This window comes from Halolactibacillus miurensis, from assembly GCF_900116255.1.
Classification (GTDB): Bacteria; Bacillota; Bacilli; order Bacillales; family Amphibacillaceae; genus Halolactibacillus; species Halolactibacillus miurensis.
This window is the reverse complement of sequence record NZ_FPAI01000009.1, coordinates 78,514-95,593: the sequence shown is the minus strand read 5'-3', so window position 1 is coordinate 95,593 and position 17,080 is coordinate 78,514. Positions and strand designations below refer to the sequence as shown.

The window sequence follows — 17,080 nt, the reverse complement described above, 5'->3', positions numbered from 1 at the left end:
TTACCTATTAATCACTTAGGCAGGATTTTCGATAAAGGTTCGATAAGCCTTGCTTAGGCTATCTACTACATCTGTTGGGGTTATATCAAAAGCGGTAAAATCTTCTCTTACAGCAATGTCACTCGCATATCCGTGTAAGTATACAGCATTACAAAGACCTGCCAACACCGTCTCATCTTGCATTATACGCACACACGCTATGCCACTTAAAATGTCTCCACTGCCACCTTTACTTAGTGCTGAATTCCCCGTTGTATTAATAACTTGTTCACCCCTCGGTGATGAGATAATCGTATGGGTGCCTTTTAACACAAGATACACCCCGTGTTCTTGTGCAAAAGCTTTTGTCAATGTAAAAGGATCGTTTTTAATCACATCTACTGAGAACCCTGTAAGTCTGGCGAATTCCTTAGGATGAGGCGTTAGTATCGTCGGTCCCTGCCGTTCTTTTAGACGACTGATGTCACGCGCTAACAACGTTAATCCATCTGCATCAATAAGGAGTGGGACCTCTGTTTTTAATATTTGGTAAAACAGGGCTAGTTTTTCATCAGTTAATCCAAACCCCATACCAACAGCAATGGCTTGGTAGTTAGATAATAACTGTGGCGTAAGTTCATCATGTGAGCGGTACATCACTTCATGTGGTAACTGCAAGAAAGGACGCGCTGCTTGTTCTGTCATAACCGACACGAGCCCAGCACCAGATTTTAACGCGCCACGTGCACTTAACTGAATCGCCCCTGGCATATCGACACTACCGCCAATAAGTAAGACGTGACCATAGGTGCCTTTGTGTCCAAACCGCTCCCGCTTTTTTAACGTTTGTTTAACGTGACACACCTGCCAAATCGTTCGGCTAATTTTATCTAATTCACGTGTAGGTAAGCCGATAGAAACAATGGTTAACTCACCATAATAGGGGGCGGTTTGCTCGATATACGCGGTCACTTTAGGCGCTTCAATCGTCACTGTTTTAGTAGCTTTTACGACAGCACTCATTGATCCGATTGTTTCACTGACACCACTTGGAACGTCAATACTATAAATAGGGGCCCTCGCATCATTCATCAGAGCGACATATCCGTGCATCGGTTCGCGCATCGGTCCAGTATACCCTGTACCAAATAACGCATCAATAATGACTGTTGCTTCATGTATATATTGTACGGCATCAGGAAAATCATAAATGATGTCAACATTAAACCGCTGCATGACGTTTAAATGCACATTCGCTTCTCCTGAAATTTTATCATTTGTGACCGTCTGAATAACCGTTACCATATAACCCCTATTCTTTAGCTCGCGCGCCACAACAAAACCATCGCCGCCATTATTGCCTGGCCCAACAACGACAACAATACGATCACTTTTTATGAGATCTTGAACCATTGCCTCAACAATCGCGCGCCCGGCATTTTCCATTAAAACTTCTCCTGGCATATGATAAGCATTAAACGCCAACATATCCACTTGTCGCATCTCTTCACTCGTCAAACACTTCATTCGCTTCCTCCTGCCTTTACTGTAATTTATGTCCTAACGACCTGTATTATGATTCTAAGACAACATTTGCGACAGCTGACGTATGACTATGGGAGATAGAAACATGTACCTTGTACAAATCATCACCGATAAAGTGCAGGGCAGGTTTACCAAGAGCGTCATTTAAGATTGAAATGTCACTAAAACTTAGTTTCCCTAGCCCTGTCCCTAATGCCTTTCCAAGTGCCTCTTTGGCCGCAAAACGGCCGGCCACAAATTCCGCACGCCGATTGTCTGATGTTAATGTCCAGTATTTTTCTTGTTCCTTCACTGAGAGTACTTTTTCAATAAACCGGGGATTACGTTTGATCAATATTTTTATTCGGGCTATTTCAACGATATCTATGCCAATGCCTCTAATCATTTTTGTCACCTATTCTTCTATAAAGTATAAATTTTTTCACACTTATAGTATATCAGATTTGCAAGTTGAGCGTTTATTTCGGTATACTTCTTTATAGGTTAACAATTGATTTTGAAGAAGAAAAGGAGCCTATTATGTTTTTTAGAACTGAATCGTTACGTGATTTTTTCAGATATTACCCGGTCGTTTCCGGCATTATCATTATTCAAGTCGTTATTTGGTTACTTATGTATTTTGAAACATCTCTTGGTTTTATCATTTTAAATGAAGGGATTGGAATGAATGCGCTCGTTGGGCAAGGCGAATATTGGCGTTTAGTCACCCCAATTTTCCTTCATGACTGGCAAGGTATTACCCATATTCTCTTCAATTCCTTTGCTCTTGTCTTATTTGGCCCAGCTCTTGAACAGATGTTAGGTAAAGTGAAATTCGTCGTACTCTATTTAGGTGCGGGTATTTTCGCGAATGTGTTCGATTATTTAATCGCCATGGATTCGACGACTCTCTCACTCGGAGCTAGTGGGGCTATTTACGGAATGCTTGGTCTGATTGTCTACATGATTTTCTTCACACCTGGACTTATCGACCCCGCCAGCAGACAATTAGTCTTAACTTATGTGATGATTGGTTTAGTCATGACCTTCATTCAGCAAAATGTCAGCATTCCCGGTCACGTGTTTGGCTTAGTCGGTGGTTTTAGTTTCGGACCACTTCTAGTGAATAACGTCAACCCCTACCGTCGACCTAGACCACGTCCTAGACGCACACATGCAAGTGGGGTTAACTTCGATCCTAACCGCTGGCAAAGACGTCGCCGGTTTAAAATGAATGGCAACGTCTCAGCTATCCTCTGGTGGGTGTTGCTTATTTTAGCCGTTGTTGGTTTATTAGGACCTGTTATTTTACCGTTGTTAAGATAACGACACAAGGGATAAAACGCCTTTCTAATCCCAATCGATATGTAAAAAGAAAAAAATTAGCGCCATCATGACGACGTATCTTTAGACAGAAAAATAGCCCTCTATATCAAGTTTCTACTTGGTACAGAGGGCTATTTATCTCCTATCAGATTGATAATCGAACACTTAAACCTTCAGGATATATTAACCAATTCATACACATCGTATGGTTTTGTTATAAGTATTTATTCAAGTCTTTTGCCGTTTGGATGTCATCCAAATTCACCGCAATTGTCTGGAGCGTTTGTTCATCTGACATTTTTATTTTTTCTTGTAAACTTTCGGGTATATGAGTGAATTTTTCACTTAGGATTGTCAACAACATGTTCACCATGCCTTCTCCTCTGCCTTCTTCTCTACCTTCTTCTTTAAGTACATCAGCAATCGTCTTCATGCGTTCACTTCCTTTCGGATAAGTCTTTTCTAATGTCTTGACTATATCACGGATATCGTGTTTTGTGAATGCATCACTGGCACTAAAAACATAGCGCAACAGCGTTTCGACATACGCTATCGCGGTCTCTTCTTTCTCTAGTGCGCGTAACGCCTCCATCGCCTTAAAAATTGTTTGTTTTAATTCTTCGGGATTTTTTGTATAGATATCTCTAAGTAGGCTAAATAATATTTGTAACTGGGCGACGCCTTTTATGTCTTGATCGGAGTAGGTCGACAAATCGTACAAGATATAATGAAAATTTGGGACGACTTGTTTTAACTCTTCCGGAAGGAAATCAAACCCTTCATCTGTGCGTGAAAGACACGGATTTAAGAGAAGTAAATAAAGCCTTTAACCGTAAGGTTAAAACGTGACGCTAGCCACCGACTGGCGCACTCTCCGCCCTCGGTGGGCCTATTTCATGCATTCAGTGGCTCTAAACTCCGCTCAAGTGGCTCTTTTTGTCCGCAATATTCACTATACTTTACATCCCTTGCCTGGGGCTAAAATCAGGGGTCTGTCACTCTATGGTGACAGCTTCCCCCGAGGTCAAAAGCAAAAAAATCACCTCATAGGGTAACTGAAGAGGTGATTTTTATCAATCTTTATAATAAACGTTCAATCTTTTTCACATTTCTAAATCTGTGAATGCGTAAGGGAGCAAATCCTTTAGTGTCAATTCTAATATATCTTTATTTTCATTAGTTAAATAAACTGGCATTTCAGGTGAGCAAAATTCCGCTAAAACTTGTCTGCAAATACTACAAGGAGGAAGAAAATCTACCGTATCACCTGCAACAGCTATAGCCTGGAATTCACCCTTATTATAACCATTCGATATAGCGGTAAAAATAGCTGTTCTTTCAGCACAATTAGTTGCACCTAGTGAAACATTTTCTACGTTTACTCCATTAATTACAGTACCATCTTTTAGTAATAATGCTACTCCAACTGGGAACTTGGAATAAGGTACGTATGCCGTTACTTTCATCTTACGTGCACTTTCCATTAATAGCTCTTTATTCATATTTTTCACCCTTTTTCTAAGAATGAACTTTTTAAAAGTTCCCTTAACGTCAACAGTTTGTTGACAAGATTTCTAATTATATATATGAACAAGGTCTTTGTCAACACAACAGATGTAATAGAGTATACAATTTTACAACAGATCATTATCATATAACGCGCTTTAACTTTCTACAAGCAACAGCAAGATCATCTCTTTTTGTCGATTTTCACTTTCCCCTCACAGGTTTTTAATCTTTTCATGAAAAAACTCTCCTTCTATTAATTTTCATACCTTTTTCGGTGGATCATTTTTTGTTTTAAAAAGATGATGTAACCGTCTGTCTGAAGAATCATCTTTATATCTCTCATCTCGAATGACGTCATCGACCTAAAAACAAAGAAAAACGCAAGGACCTGTTTTAGATCAGATCCTTGCGCTTGTTTATTATGAATTTTGTTTATTTGAATTATTTGAACCGCGTTTGTTGTTAAACTTACGGTTACGGCCTTTACCTTTGTTGCGGTTAAAGTTATGGCCTTTATCACTGCCACCTTTACCGCGATAATTACCTTTACCTTTACCTCCACCGCGCTTCACGCTAAGTGGTGTAACAGATGATAAAGTCACCGGTGTTTGACGACGTGATTTTGACATAATCTTAAGTGCTGCCGCTACAAGTGTCACTGAATCATATTCATCTAGTAATTCACTTGCTGTTTCACGGTATTCGTCTAACCCTTGTTTTTCGATTGCACGCACAAGCTTATTAACTGCTAGCTGTTGTTGACCACGTCTAGCTTCATCATAGCTTGGTAATTGCATACGGTGCATTTTAGAATTTGTTGTCTTCTCAATTAAGTGAAGGTGTGACATTTCTCTTGGTGTAATAAATGACACTGCAACACCTGTTTTACCAGCACGGCCTGTACGTCCGATACGGTGAACATAACTTTCAGGATCTTGTGGAATATCAAAGTTATATACGTGGGTCACGTTCGAGATATCTAAACCACGAGCAGCAACGTCAGTTGCAACAAGAATCTCTACACGGCCACTTTTAAATTTACTTAACACACTCATACGCTTACCTTGTGTTAAATCACCGTGAATGCCTTCAGCTTTAAAGCCACGGGCTTGTAAGCCTTCTGTCACTTCATCTACACGTTTCTTTGTACGACCAAAGATAATCGCAAGTGATGGTGTTTGAATATCAAGTAAGTTCGTTAACGCATCAAATTTTTGTTTTTCATGCGCTTCAATGTAATGTTGTTCGATATTTTCAACAGTCATTTCTTTAGCTCTTACTTTGACTTCTTCAGGGTCACGCATCAATGTTTGCGCAATCTGACGAATCTCTTTCGGCATCGTTGCAGAGAAGAGGAGAGTTTGACGGTCTTCAGGGATTTGCTTTAAGATATCACGAATATCTTCGATAAAGCCCATGTTTAACATCTCGTCTGCCTCATCTAATACTGCGGTGTGCACGAAACGGGTATCAATTGTTTTACGACGGATATGGTCTAGTAAACGTCCTGGTGTCGCTACTACCACGTGTGGGCCATCTTTTAAACCACGGATTTGTCGGTCCATTGGTTGACCACCAAAGATCGGTAACGTGCGGATACCTTTAAATTTACCTAAACGGTGAATTTCTTCTGATACTTGAATCGCAAGTTCACGCGTTGGCGCAACGATAAGTCCTTGGATTTTGCGTTGGTTCTTATCGATTTTGTCAAGCATTGGAATACCAAAAGCGGCTGTTTTACCTGTTCCTGTTTGTGCTTGTCCAATAACATCTTTCCCTGCAAGTCCGAGCGGGATTGTTTGTTCCTGGATGGGTGTTGCTTCCTCAAAGCCCATCTTGTCGAGAGCCTTCATAATTACGTCTGAAATACCTAGTGATTGAAATGTTGCCAAAGTCATTCTCCTTTTTGTTTATATCTCATCGGAATCGTTACGACACGTTAACACTATTTACACGTTCAAATGAAAACGGCGTAGCTGATGTTAAATGTTTATCTTCATGTACTAGCTTACCCTTATTAATCATATTTACTACTAAAAGAACAGTGGTAAACTAATAAGTATCGGTGAAGACCAGCGTTATATTAACGTGAAAAAAAGCCGACCCTTAAAACAGAAGCGGCTTGGTTACGAGCATTCAATGGATATTGCTATCTTACCACACATACTTGATAAATTCTAGCACGAAAACTCGAGTTAACCTTTGATTTATCACGTTTTCATATTTCTTTCATTCCAATCAATAAAAATGTAACAGCTTACAACTCACTGTTAGCGCAAATCCTTGCAATTTATCGCATTCTCTAATATTATTATAGTCAGAATATTTTTTTTACGATTCAACAATATATGAGAGCTAGGTGATGAGATGACTATTCAATTGACAACCGATAGTGGTGCCGATGTACCAAAGCATTTACAAGAAGCGTGGGACATTAAAGTCGTATCCTTATTTGTACGTTTCGGTGAGGAACAATATAAATCAGAAGATATTACAACGAAAGACTTTTTAGAACGAGTATCAACAGGGAAAGTCTTCCCACAGTCGGCTGCGCCTTCTCCACAAGACTATTATGATACTTTTAAAGCGATTGATCCGGCGAAGCCAATCATTCATATAAGTTTATCAAGCGGCGTGAGCGCGTCTTACAATCATGCGGTGATGGCAAAAACGCAATTACTTGAAGAAGAACCGAACCGAGACATTTATTTAATCGATACAAAATCCGCCTCAAGCGGGATGATCTTAATGTTGGATGATGCGATTCAAATGATTGAGCAAAACATGTCAGCAGAAGACATTGCCCTTCATCTAGAAAGACGTGTCCCATACTTACGAACTGTTTTCTTGCTTGAAACGATTGACAACCTTATTCGCGGTGGCCGTTTGAGTCGTGCGAAGGGCGCCATTGCGAAAACATTAAATGTGAAACTCATTCTTCACGCAAGTGAAGAAGGAAAAATCGATGTTCTTGAAAAAGTTCGTGGAGCAAAGAAAGCGCATCGTCGTTTCCATGACCTTATTGGTGAGTATATTAAAGACCCAGCCGAAAAAGTTTTTGTGATGACACATGGCTATGCGAAAGAAAAATGCGATGACGTCTTAGACAAAGTCAGAGAACGTTACGCTTTTAAAGACGTATACCAAGCAGAAACCGGCCCAGTGATTGCTGCACACGCAGGTAAAGGTGCCCTCGTGATGTCATTCTTTAGTGATTTAACACACCAAGAAAAACATTAACAAGATAAAACCTTAACCCCCTGATGACTTTTATCAGGGGGTTATTTTCACTAGATGATCAGTACCTGCACCAGATAAGTTCCTCTAACTTTAAGTGGTATTAGCTTCTTTCTCTTTTCTTTCATGCGGCGCTTTCAACAAGTAGTCAAGCACACTTCCAACGACCACTTCTTGGTCATCCCCTAAACAAATCATATGTTTAGAGTCTAAATAGTAAATAACGTCAATATCGATAGGGATTTCTTTGTCTAACGCATGGGTTGTTTGGTAAGGGACAAGACCATCCTCCATTCCTTGTAATACGAGGGTTGGATTTTTAATCTCTTTTAAGTATGGTTCTGTCACTTTTACACATTTGACAAACTCTAAATAAGCTTTAAGCGGAATTTTACCTTGTTTATGATGATAATGTTTATAGGTGAAGTTCTCTTCTAGTTCACCTACCACTCGATCTTTTACGAGTTGTGTCACTTCTTTTGTCAGTTTTATCAGATTGAGATATTTACGAGAAGGGGACAACATCACTAATTTATCCGCCCCATATTTACCAGCCAAATACCCAGCAAGCATGCCACCCATGGAGAAACCAACGATATATAAGCGATCCACCTCTTGGTTTAATTTTTGGTAAGCTGTCTCTACTGTCTTAATCCACTCTTCATGTGTGTACGGTAACAAATCTAAATCTAATCCGTGTCCTGGTAAAGTAGGCACTTCTATTAACCAGTCGGTTGTTTCTTTTAACCTTTCGATTAAGGGTGCGAGTTCATGTGGCCCGCCAGTAAATCCATGTATAAGGAGAACACCAATCATTTCTTGACCTTCTTTCAATTGTCTGTTGTTAACTGACTGTCTACAAAAATACCGTCCACGTTATGGACGGTATTCATTATAATAACCGGTTTAACAATTGTTTAATGCGTTGTTCTTGAAAACCGAGTACTTTCTTTCCTTTCACAATGAGGGCAGGTGTCGCATACACATGGTGTTTTTGCAACTCATGTAAATGCTTTTTATCATCAGATATATTTTTCAACTCATAAGTCACATCTTCTTGATCAAGTAATGCTACCATCCGGTCGCATTCATCACAATCATCACTGACGTAGACAAGCACTTCTTTTTCCATTTCTATTCCCCTCCGAACCATGGTGCAAGTTCATGATGTCTCTCTCACATCAAACTTTTCCCTAGTATGTGTATTTTCCGTATTATTTAAACATGAATGCATTGATTAATTAAGCTATTAGTTATATAGCCATATCGACCTGGTTTTAAACATAAAAAGAGAACGAATCTCATCTATTTAAGATTCGCTCTCTTTTTTTAACTGATCAGCAAACGCGCCTAATTTTTTAAGCAATGTGATCGCTTGTCGTTTTTCTTCTTCTGTTAGTCCATCTGTAATGTGCTCAATTTGTTTCCAGTGATCCGGAAAGATATCATTAAGTAATGCTACACCTGCGTCTGTAATCGAGGCATAGGTGACCCGGCGATCCTTCTCTGATTGGGTCCGTTTTACTAGCCCCTTCTTTTCCAATTTATCTACGACATAGGTAATACTGCCGCTCGCAAGCAGTATTTTATCCCCGATTTTTTGTAGCGGTTGATCACCTGAATGATACAACAGTTCTAATACGCCGAAATCTGTCGTATTGAGACCTTTACTCCTAATATCATCGGCAACTTGATCACTCACGGCACGATAAGCTTTTGATAAGACAACAAACAGTTTCAGTGACGGGTCTTGTTTTTTCTTCTCATATTCATGTTTATCTTGTGTCATGTTTTTCGCTCCTAAACCTCTTAGATATCAGCTCTAATATTGTTAAACCAGTAATCACAGATGCCAGCCCATATACAATGGGGGCGTAGGTGACAAACGTGACACCATACCCGACCATATAGATAAAACATAAACGAAAGACCATAGTCTCTTTAGGCCTTTTCGTTGAAAATTTCTTTATTACTCGGTTTAACCACTCACGATTTAATATAACCGTGATTAAAAGAAATGTAAAGGATTCCAGTGTTGTAAATGCCTCAGGATAGAATAAATGAGAATAACCAATCAGACCTAACACCCATACTATGAGCGAAAAGGTTGAGAAAAGACCATAGTACCGTGACCACGGACCCTGTCTAAGCGGTAAGGTTTTTAACAATGGACGGTCAAAGATAGCTTGAAATATCACATGATACATCCGACTAAACAACAACACCACTAGCACGATCCCCACACGTAAAAACATCGGTCCTTGTAGAGAGAGCAGCGCGACAATGACCACCAGTTGTATCACCATTTGAAAAATTGTCGTCATATTCTCTGACAGGTGTTGCCAAATAAGCCGCGCATATAATTTCCACATGGTCTGCTTCGTCAATCGCTTTTGATACCGCCTCTTTTCATACCATTTATGGCTTTTGATTGGCACATCTTTCACCGCTGTTTTCGAGAAAAACACCTTGCTTAAAACCGTCCGGTAACTCATATAATCACTGACACTCATAATGTAATCTAAATCGTTTACTTCTTCGATATAAGTGAAGCCGAGTACTTGCGCGATAAATAGTATGAGGATTAAAAAGACGATAATACCCAGTCTCTTCTCACCTGTTGAAACAGCTAAGGAGACAATAGTAGATAAAACAGCCAGTTGAATAAGCAATCGTTCTAAAAAACCACGCCAACCAATCATCGTCGATAAATAGACGCGTGGGATAATCAGACTGATCTGTGTGATGATCACAACGAGTATAAGGCCCACGATTTGCTCCGAATATAGAGGAAATACCAACAATAAGACACTGGCAATAAAAATATCTAGTCCTAGATAAAACGCGACACGCTTTAACCAGAGTAATATAAACATATCACGCCGCCTATGACTTACATATTCCATCAACCGTTCACTCGAACTATAAGGTAAAATTGGCGTTTTTTTAAATAAGCCAATCTGCCCCACGACTAACCCAAAAATCAGTATGTCACGGTTAAAAATCGTGTCACTCACCGTCTGTAATAACGGTTGATAGGTCATTAACGCATCACGTATGATTAGGCCACCGATTATGACAAACGGAATAAGGTAAAAGGCAGTGACAGGATCAATGACCATGGTGATAATATCCCGATTCGTGTGGTGACGTTTTTTTGTCCGTTGCCAATGAATGCGACTGAACTGCTTAATAGTTTCTTTTCGCATTAATCAAACCGCCTTTTTAGTTCACCTAAATCGGTCCGGTCGCCTTCTTTTATCACCTTACCTTGGTGTAACATGACATAACGGTCCATAACCCCTTCTAATTGATCGAATTGATGGGTCGTTAAAATAACCGCTTGATCTTTTTGTTTCTTTTCTATTAAGATTGAGGTGAGTTCTTGTTGGGCATAGATATCCAGTCCGACAAACGGTTCATCAATCAATAACACCGGTGCGTCAATAATCAATCCCGCAATCAATTGAACTTTTTGTTTCATTCCTTTTGATAGTTGGAGCGGGAATTGATCCAGTTGATCCGCAATTTCAAATCGCCTAGTTAATTCATGAATCTTGTTTACTTTCTCATCTGAATGTTGTTGATAACTTTCAAGATATAGTTGAAAATGTTGAAACACTGTGAGTTCTGGCAACAGGAAAGGTTGTTCCGGTATGTATACGACGCGTTGTTTATAAGCTAGGCTATCCTTCGTGAAACCATCTATTTCAATACTTCCGTCTCTTAGGTCAATCATGCCCATGACGGTTTTAAAAAAGGTTGATTTCCCTGCTCCATTATGACCGATTAACGCAACAACTTCACCTGTTTCAACAGATAAATTCATCCCATTTAAGGCTAGTGTCTCGCCTTGTTTGACCGTTAAATCTTCCACTGTTAATATCGCCATATAACCTCTCACCTTCTTTGTTCATTATCTTATCTCTATCTCGGTATAAGCATGATGGATCGTTTCGCATCTTTCTTCGTCGTACTTACTTCAATGTCAACTCATAATAATAGAGAGGGACATCTCCTTCATCATCTGGACGTTCTGCGATAAAACAAAAGTCATGTTTTAAGAAAAATGCTTGAGCGTCAGGATTGTTTTTAAAGGTATCCCCATTAATGGCCTGTTTGTTCTTTTCGTCCGCCACTCGTTTGATTGCCTCAATAAATTGATGACTAATGCCTTTATTTCTGTACCGAGGGCTAATCGCCAGTCGTTTAATTGTTAAGGCGTTAGTCGTTGAAAAAGGAATCAGTGAATATTCCGCGTGACCTGTTTCGCTAAAGGCACACATACCCGCGACTTCACCTGCTTGTTCATAAACATACAGTTCACGCTTGTTGATATCTTGTATAAAATCCGCACGTTTAGGATAGTCTGTTGACCACTGTTGACTTCCGCGCACATGCATCTCCTTAATAACTTCATTCACAATAACCATAATACGATCAAGGTCTGAATGTGTTGCTAAGCGAATCATTTTCCCCACTCCTTTTGGCTACAACAACGCATTAACGGCTGTTTGCTGCCTTATTTTCTGATTTATCCACGACTGCCGCTCCTATGATATCTCCGACAACGTTTGATGCTGTCCCCCCCATTCCTATAAGAGCATCAACACCAGCGATGAGTGACACAACTTCTAACGGTAAATCAAAAAGGGTTAATACAGCGGCTAAGGTCACAAGCCCTGCTGCCGGGATACCGGCTGTGCCAATTGAAAGAAGCGTTCCGATAATAACAATAGTAACAAGGTCGACTAAAGAAAAGTTGGCACCGGTCACATTTGCAGCGAATACAATCGACGCCCCCATTCGAAGGGCACCTCCATCAGAATTAAACACAGCTCCTAATGGTAAACTGAAATTAACAATCTTGTCTGATATACCTGCCTTTTTAGCACTTTCCATCGCAATTGGTAAAGTGGCAATACTGCTCGATGTGAAAAAGGCAGTGGTAAAAGCTTCTCTTGTTTGTGTATAAAAATGTCGAATCGGTATCTTGAACATCCAAAGGATACCTGTATATATGAATACCCAAAGTAACACAAGCCCAAGATAGAAAACACCCGTGAATTTAAGTAATGAAGTAAAGGTATCCCAGCCCTGTGTTCCAAAGGTCGATGCGGCAATCGCAAAGATACCGATTGGGGCATAAAGTAGAATACCTTTTAAAATGTTGAAAAATAATGTATTCGCCACTTCAAAAAAATCTTGTAAATAGTGACCGTACTTTTTCATCTTTTCATCATGTGAAAACATCATATGCGACATAGTAAAGCCAACAATGACCGCAAGAAAAAGAATCGCCATTAAGTTGCCTTCACTAAAAGCAGTAAAGATATTACTCGGAACGATATTTAAAAGAACTTGCTACAGACTTGGGTTGGTCGGATTATCTACTGAAACATTCGGCAAAGATAAAGATTCGCCCGGGTTAATCCAAAGCGCTAAGCCGAGTCCGATTAAAACCGCAGCAGCCGTTGTTGTGCCATAATATAAAATCAACTTCCCACCCGTTCTGCCTAATTCTTTAGGGTTCATTTTGTTTACGGCGAGTACAACCGTCAAAAAGACGACCGGTGTCGCAATCATGCTTAATAGATTGATTAATACAGTACCAAGTGGTTTAATGATCTCCGCTTGAGGCCCCACTATGACGCCAACAAGTATACCTAATACGAAACCTACTGTCATTTTTGCGATTAAAGAGGTATTTTTGTATCTATTCCATAATCTCATATGATTGTCACTCCTATGTTTTATTTTGTTCATTCATTATATGCGGAAAACTTAGATGTACCAAGTGATACGTCTTTATATAGAATCCTATTTAAGCCCGAAACATCCATGAACGTGCGCCTTAACCATGTAGACAAAAAAGGCATAGTCCATTGACTATACCTTATTATTTATTCGGTCTCTAAGACCTCTTGATATTCCATCTGCCCTAACATGTAAGCGAGACTTAAACCAAAACCAAACGCCACGACACTGAGTAACCAATCAAGCGTCCCAACAGGAAGCCCTGGGAAAATGACATAAATCGATCCGATCACTAGTCCGATGACGACCGCATAGGTCGCATACGTATAATTCGTTAAGAAAAACTTAATCACTTTGCTCATCGTAATAATACCAAAGCCAATCCCAATCGCGGTAACGATTAAGATATCTAGTTTCATCTCATTGACCGCATTAATAATGGTACCGTAAGCCCCAATAACGACTAAAATAAGTGAACCACTAATCCCCGGTAAAATCATCGCCGTACTCGCGATAAAGCCCGCCAGCATTAAATACCCGTAAACACTTGGAGTAATCGTCTCAATAACAAAAGCTTCATCGCCTTTTAAAAAGCCCATCATTGCCGCTAACCCAACACCAATAAAGAGTAACACATAGTGATACGTTTTAAATTGATGTTTACTATCTGCTTTTTTAAATAGGTAAGGTAAGACACCTAAAATTAACCCGAGAAAAGCAAATTGGGTTGGTCTTGGGTGGTGTTCAAATAACCACTCGATTGCCTGCGCTAACACGAGAATCGCGGTTAATACACCAATACCTAAAGGAATAAGAAAGCCTAAATGTTTCTTCCACTCCTTACTAAACAGTCCGTTAATCGATAAAATCAGTTGATCGTAAATACCTAACACTAAAGCTATCGTGCCACCGCTGACACCGGGGACCACATCACTTGCGCCCATCATCATACCGCGGTATATATTTCTCCACTCCATACATACACTTCCCTTTATACATAAATAGTATTTTAAAACTGTTCCTTATTATAACAAATATCTCATTCAAGTGATACTAGAAACAAAAAAGAGGGCCGAATGCCCCCAGTATCTACTGTGATTAACTCTAACAACGCTTTGATTGACTGATTACCAATTAAAATACACATGTTAAGTATTAAATATGCTATTCATGTATTATTTGTTCTTTAATTGTAACGCTCTTAATATTTCAGAAACACCGATAGCAATACTGGCATTTAGCATGCCAAACACGGATAAAATAAACGATAATCCATAATATTGCGTGAAAACATTCATCACAAAAAATATAACACAAATAAGAAAAACGACAAGACCAAAAACAAACAAGAATCTATCCAACATCATCCCTCCAATTGAACAATATCTATCTCTAGTTGAGGAAGCCCTGCTTCTTTTTTCAATTCATGTTGCGACTGTTGCGGCCATTTTATTCGTTTGATTTGAAACGACCTAGGCAGAGAGCATCATCCATCAGCTAACGCTTTTTTAAACAGAATGAGAGAATTTTTACTGACTTTTTTCTTCTAAGTCCCTAAAATAGGGTAGCATATCCATTTTCCAAATGCCTGATTCTTTCTTCAATCCATAAATAATCGATTTATTAAACTTCCCGTAACTGATCCTCAATTCTACGAATGCGTCTTTATCTGTTTGATTTTCTTCCCTAACTTCGATTGTATGATAGTATCTGAACGTTGCCGCACTGTTTAGGTCCTTCATAAGCAAACCTTCTTTAGTATATGTTTGTTGAAATGTAACAAGGTCAGGTAATGTCCCATCATTATATGTGAGTGTGTAGATCGCATCTATATCACCAATGACGACAGAATGATAGTAAACCAATAAGATGTTCTCAGGTGAAAATTGTGATAAATGTTCTATTTTCTTTTCTTCTGCGAATAATTTATATGCTTCTAATTCTGATTGGGAGAGGGTGTTCAAATAAGAAAATTCATCTTCATGTTGCTCGATTATCTTTTGCTTTTCCTTAATCGTTTCTTCTAGTTCAACAATTTGTTGATCTAATTGTTTTAGCATACTTCTTTGCGCTTCTAACGTACTTTTTTGTTCTTCTACTAGAGCCTCGTTACTACAACCTACCAAAACTAACATAAGCATACCAAGAAAAATACATACAGACCGTCTCATTAGTACCTCATCCTCCTAATTGAACTACCCCCATCTAATATTCTAACGAACCCTTGAGGAAGGCGTCTTCTCGCTCTAAATGATCAACTTTCATTCATACGTATTTTAACATATTTTTTCCTTTTTGTTTACAAAATTTAAATATATTCCTGGTCATCCCGACATTAAAAATCCGTGAGGGTGTATTAAAATTGATTAGATAATCATATATAATCTCTTTCACCGCTTTCATAACTGACAATCATCTTTTAACTTTCCAAGGTCTATTCACATCTTGGCATATATAAGATTTCCATTTTTTCTATAACGAAAAAAGAGAGCCCTTTAGCTCTCTTTTCCATTTGGTCATCGTTGCTTCCTATATTACCGGATAACGACTTATTCCCTCAAATTATTCAATAAACGTCATCTCTGGCATCCACTCCGTATAATGTTGTTTCAGTTCTTGTTCAATCGCTTCATGATTTAAAAGCATATCATCTGTCACATCCGCTAGTGGATGAACGCGGTACTGTCTCGGCACTTTTTGATTAAAGTGAACATAGGTCAACAACATTTCCGGTTCTTTTAGCTGAATATTGTCGCCCGTTTTTTCAACCGTCACATTGACAATCCCTCCGATTTGACGATACAGTTCGTCTTGACCAGATAAGAAGTTTCCGAGCGAATAAATCACAAAGCCCCTTGTCCCGTCTTCTCGTTCAATCCATTCTGCTGGCTGTAAGACGTGCGGGTGATGGCCAAAAATAATATCAACACCGTGCTCTATCATTTGCTTAGCCAATTGCTGTTGTTCGTCGTTTGGGGTGCGCTGATACTCTTGTCCGAAATGAAGGTGCATCACGACAACATCAGCTTCTTCTTTCGCCACTTCAACATCTATTAACATGCGTCCTTCATCGATCAATGAAACGAGATGTGATTTCCCGCTTGGGACCGGAATACCATTTGTGCCGTAAGTATAGCCTAAGAATGCGAAGGTAATGTCATTCTTTTCAACGACCCGTAACCTATCTTCATCCGCTTCGTCTTTATAACTACCTACATAAGGAATAGCTAACTGATCCCAGTATGCTAAAGCCGACTGAATCACACCTTCACCACGGTCAAGCGTATGATTATTGGCAAGATTAACGAGGTCGACGCCCATCACTTTGAGGAGATCACCTACTTCTTTCGGGCTATTAAACTGAGGGTAAGTCGATAAACCATGACTCTCCCCACCAATCATCGTTTCTTGATTGGCTGTTAGTAAATCATAGCGATCGAGGTACGGCATCACGCCTTCAACCATCGGGGTGAAATCATAACCACCTTCAACTTTGGCATCATTATAGACGCGACTGTGAATGAGCATATCACCAAACGCACCTATACGAACTGACCTTGTTACAAGAAAATTAGGCAGGGGTTTTTCTTTGCTTACAAACTCAATCTCACCACTTGAATTCTTTGCCGTTCCGCTAAAACTCTCAGAACAAGCGGTTAAAGTCATGACAAGTATGAATAAGCTTATGATCTGAATTATTTTTTTCATTGTTGTGGCCTCATTTCACTAAATTCGTTGCCCCTCTTCT

Annotated in this window: 17 protein-coding genes and 2 pseudogenes; 2 read left to right on the top strand and 17 right to left on the bottom strand. The window is 39.4% G+C overall.

What is annotated here, in order from left to right; all coding sequences use genetic code 11:
• Positions 1 to 15: 15 nt before the first annotated feature.
• Positions 16 to 1,506 (bottom strand): bifunctional ADP-dependent NAD(P)H-hydrate dehydratase/NAD(P)H-hydrate epimerase, encoded by a 1,491-nt coding sequence (locus BM390_RS07705; protein ID WP_062322665.1) that lies wholly within the window; start codon positions 1,504 to 1,506, stop codon positions 16 to 18.
• A 46-nt stretch (positions 1,507 to 1,552) separates the two neighbouring features.
• The gene (acpS, locus tag BM390_RS07700; RefSeq protein ID WP_062322667.1) at positions 1,553 to 1,909 is read right to left on the bottom strand and encodes a holo-ACP synthase; all 357 of its coding nucleotides are present in this window, start codon (positions 1,907 to 1,909) and stop codon (positions 1,553 to 1,555) included.
• A 134-nt stretch (positions 1,910 to 2,043) separates the two neighbouring features.
• On the opposite strand from acpS, the gene BM390_RS07695 reads away from it, so the two are divergent.
• The gene (locus BM390_RS07695) at positions 2,044 to 2,829 is read left to right on the top strand and encodes a rhomboid family intramembrane serine protease (RefSeq protein ID WP_062322669.1); all 786 of its coding nucleotides are present in this window, start codon (positions 2,044 to 2,046) and stop codon (positions 2,827 to 2,829) included.
• 214 nt (positions 2,830 to 3,043) lie between these two features.
• Here the strand turns inward: BM390_RS07695 and BM390_RS15735 are convergent, their stop codons facing one another.
• The 4 genes and pseudogenes from BM390_RS15735 to cshA all read right to left on the bottom strand — a co-directional run bounded on the left by BM390_RS15735 (position 3,044) and on the right by cshA (position 6,230).
• Positions 3,044 to 3,262 carry a DUF4351 domain-containing protein gene (locus BM390_RS15735; RefSeq protein WP_255349966.1) on the bottom strand — a complete coding sequence of 73 codons (219 nt, stop codon included), beginning with the start codon at positions 3,260 to 3,262 and terminating at the stop codon, positions 3,044 to 3,046.
• 141 nt (positions 3,263 to 3,403) lie between these two features.
• Positions 3,404 to 3,586 (bottom strand): annotated as a pseudogene (locus BM390_RS15730) (Rpn family recombination-promoting nuclease/putative transposase); the annotation flags it as partial.
• 346 nt (positions 3,587 to 3,932) lie between these two features.
• Positions 3,933 to 4,331 (bottom strand): cytidine deaminase, encoded by a 399-nt coding sequence (locus BM390_RS07685; RefSeq protein ID WP_062322673.1) that lies wholly within the window; start codon positions 4,329 to 4,331, stop codon positions 3,933 to 3,935.
• A gap of 426 nt (positions 4,332 to 4,757) precedes the next feature.
• Positions 4,758 to 6,230, bottom strand: coding sequence for a degradosome RNA helicase CshA (gene cshA / locus BM390_RS07680; protein ID WP_371859886.1), 1,473 nt, complete (start codon positions 6,228 to 6,230; stop codon positions 4,758 to 4,760).
• 475 nt (positions 6,231 to 6,705) lie between these two features.
• Here cshA and BM390_RS07675 point away from each other — a divergent pair, with 475 nt between their 5' ends.
• Positions 6,706 to 7,578 (top strand): DegV family protein, encoded by an 873-nt coding sequence (locus BM390_RS07675; RefSeq protein ID WP_089854021.1) that lies wholly within the window; start codon positions 6,706 to 6,708, stop codon positions 7,576 to 7,578.
• Between the two features lie 90 nt (positions 7,579 to 7,668).
• Here the strand turns inward: BM390_RS07675 and BM390_RS07670 are convergent, their stop codons facing one another.
• From BM390_RS07670 to BM390_RS07620, 11 genes and pseudogenes are all read right to left on the bottom strand, one after another.
• Complete coding sequence (locus tag BM390_RS07670; protein ID WP_062322679.1) at positions 7,669 to 8,391, bottom strand: alpha/beta hydrolase; 723 nt, start codon at positions 8,389 to 8,391, stop codon at positions 7,669 to 7,671.
• A gap of 76 nt (positions 8,392 to 8,467) precedes the next feature.
• The gene (locus BM390_RS07665) at positions 8,468 to 8,707 is read right to left on the bottom strand and encodes a glutaredoxin family protein (RefSeq protein WP_062322681.1); all 240 of its coding nucleotides are present in this window, start codon (positions 8,705 to 8,707) and stop codon (positions 8,468 to 8,470) included.
• Between the two features lie 177 nt (positions 8,708 to 8,884).
• Positions 8,885 to 9,364 (bottom strand): MarR family winged helix-turn-helix transcriptional regulator, encoded by a 480-nt coding sequence (locus tag BM390_RS07660; protein ID WP_062322683.1) that lies wholly within the window; start codon positions 9,362 to 9,364, stop codon positions 8,885 to 8,887.
• Positions 9,351 to 10,784 (bottom strand): hypothetical protein, encoded by a 1,434-nt coding sequence (locus BM390_RS07655; protein WP_062322685.1) that lies wholly within the window; start codon positions 10,782 to 10,784, stop codon positions 9,351 to 9,353. Before BM390_RS07655 ends, BM390_RS07660 begins: the two co-directional genes overlap by 14 nt.
• Positions 10,784 to 11,467 (bottom strand): ABC transporter ATP-binding protein, encoded by a 684-nt coding sequence (locus BM390_RS07650; RefSeq protein WP_089854017.1) that lies wholly within the window; start codon positions 11,465 to 11,467, stop codon positions 10,784 to 10,786. The genes BM390_RS07655 and BM390_RS07650 overlap by 1 nt, the downstream gene beginning before the upstream one ends.
• 85 nt (positions 11,468 to 11,552) lie before the next feature.
• Positions 11,553 to 12,047 carry a GNAT family N-acetyltransferase gene (locus BM390_RS07645; RefSeq protein ID WP_089854014.1) on the bottom strand — a complete coding sequence of 165 codons (495 nt, stop codon included), beginning with the start codon at positions 12,045 to 12,047 and terminating at the stop codon, positions 11,553 to 11,555.
• A gap of 31 nt (positions 12,048 to 12,078) precedes the next feature.
• Positions 12,079 to 13,263, bottom strand: a pseudogene (locus tag BM390_RS07640) (dicarboxylate/amino acid:cation symporter).
• A 215-nt stretch (positions 13,264 to 13,478) separates the two neighbouring features.
• Complete coding sequence (locus tag BM390_RS07635) at positions 13,479 to 14,309, bottom strand: DUF368 domain-containing protein (protein WP_062322690.1); 831 nt, start codon at positions 14,307 to 14,309, stop codon at positions 13,479 to 13,481.
• 198 nt (positions 14,310 to 14,507) lie between these two features.
• Positions 14,508 to 14,693 (bottom strand): hypothetical protein, encoded by a 186-nt coding sequence (locus BM390_RS07630; RefSeq protein WP_062322692.1) that lies wholly within the window; start codon positions 14,691 to 14,693, stop codon positions 14,508 to 14,510.
• Positions 14,694 to 14,861: 168 nt separating this feature from the next.
• Positions 14,862 to 15,503 carry a hypothetical protein gene (locus BM390_RS07625; RefSeq protein WP_062322694.1) on the bottom strand — a complete coding sequence of 214 codons (642 nt, stop codon included), beginning with the start codon at positions 15,501 to 15,503 and terminating at the stop codon, positions 14,862 to 14,864.
• A gap of 391 nt (positions 15,504 to 15,894) precedes the next feature.
• Entirely contained in the window at positions 15,895 to 17,040 is a 1,146-nt protein-coding gene (locus BM390_RS07620) for a CapA family protein (RefSeq protein WP_089854011.1), read from the bottom strand.
• Positions 17,041 to 17,080 lie beyond the last annotated feature (40 nt).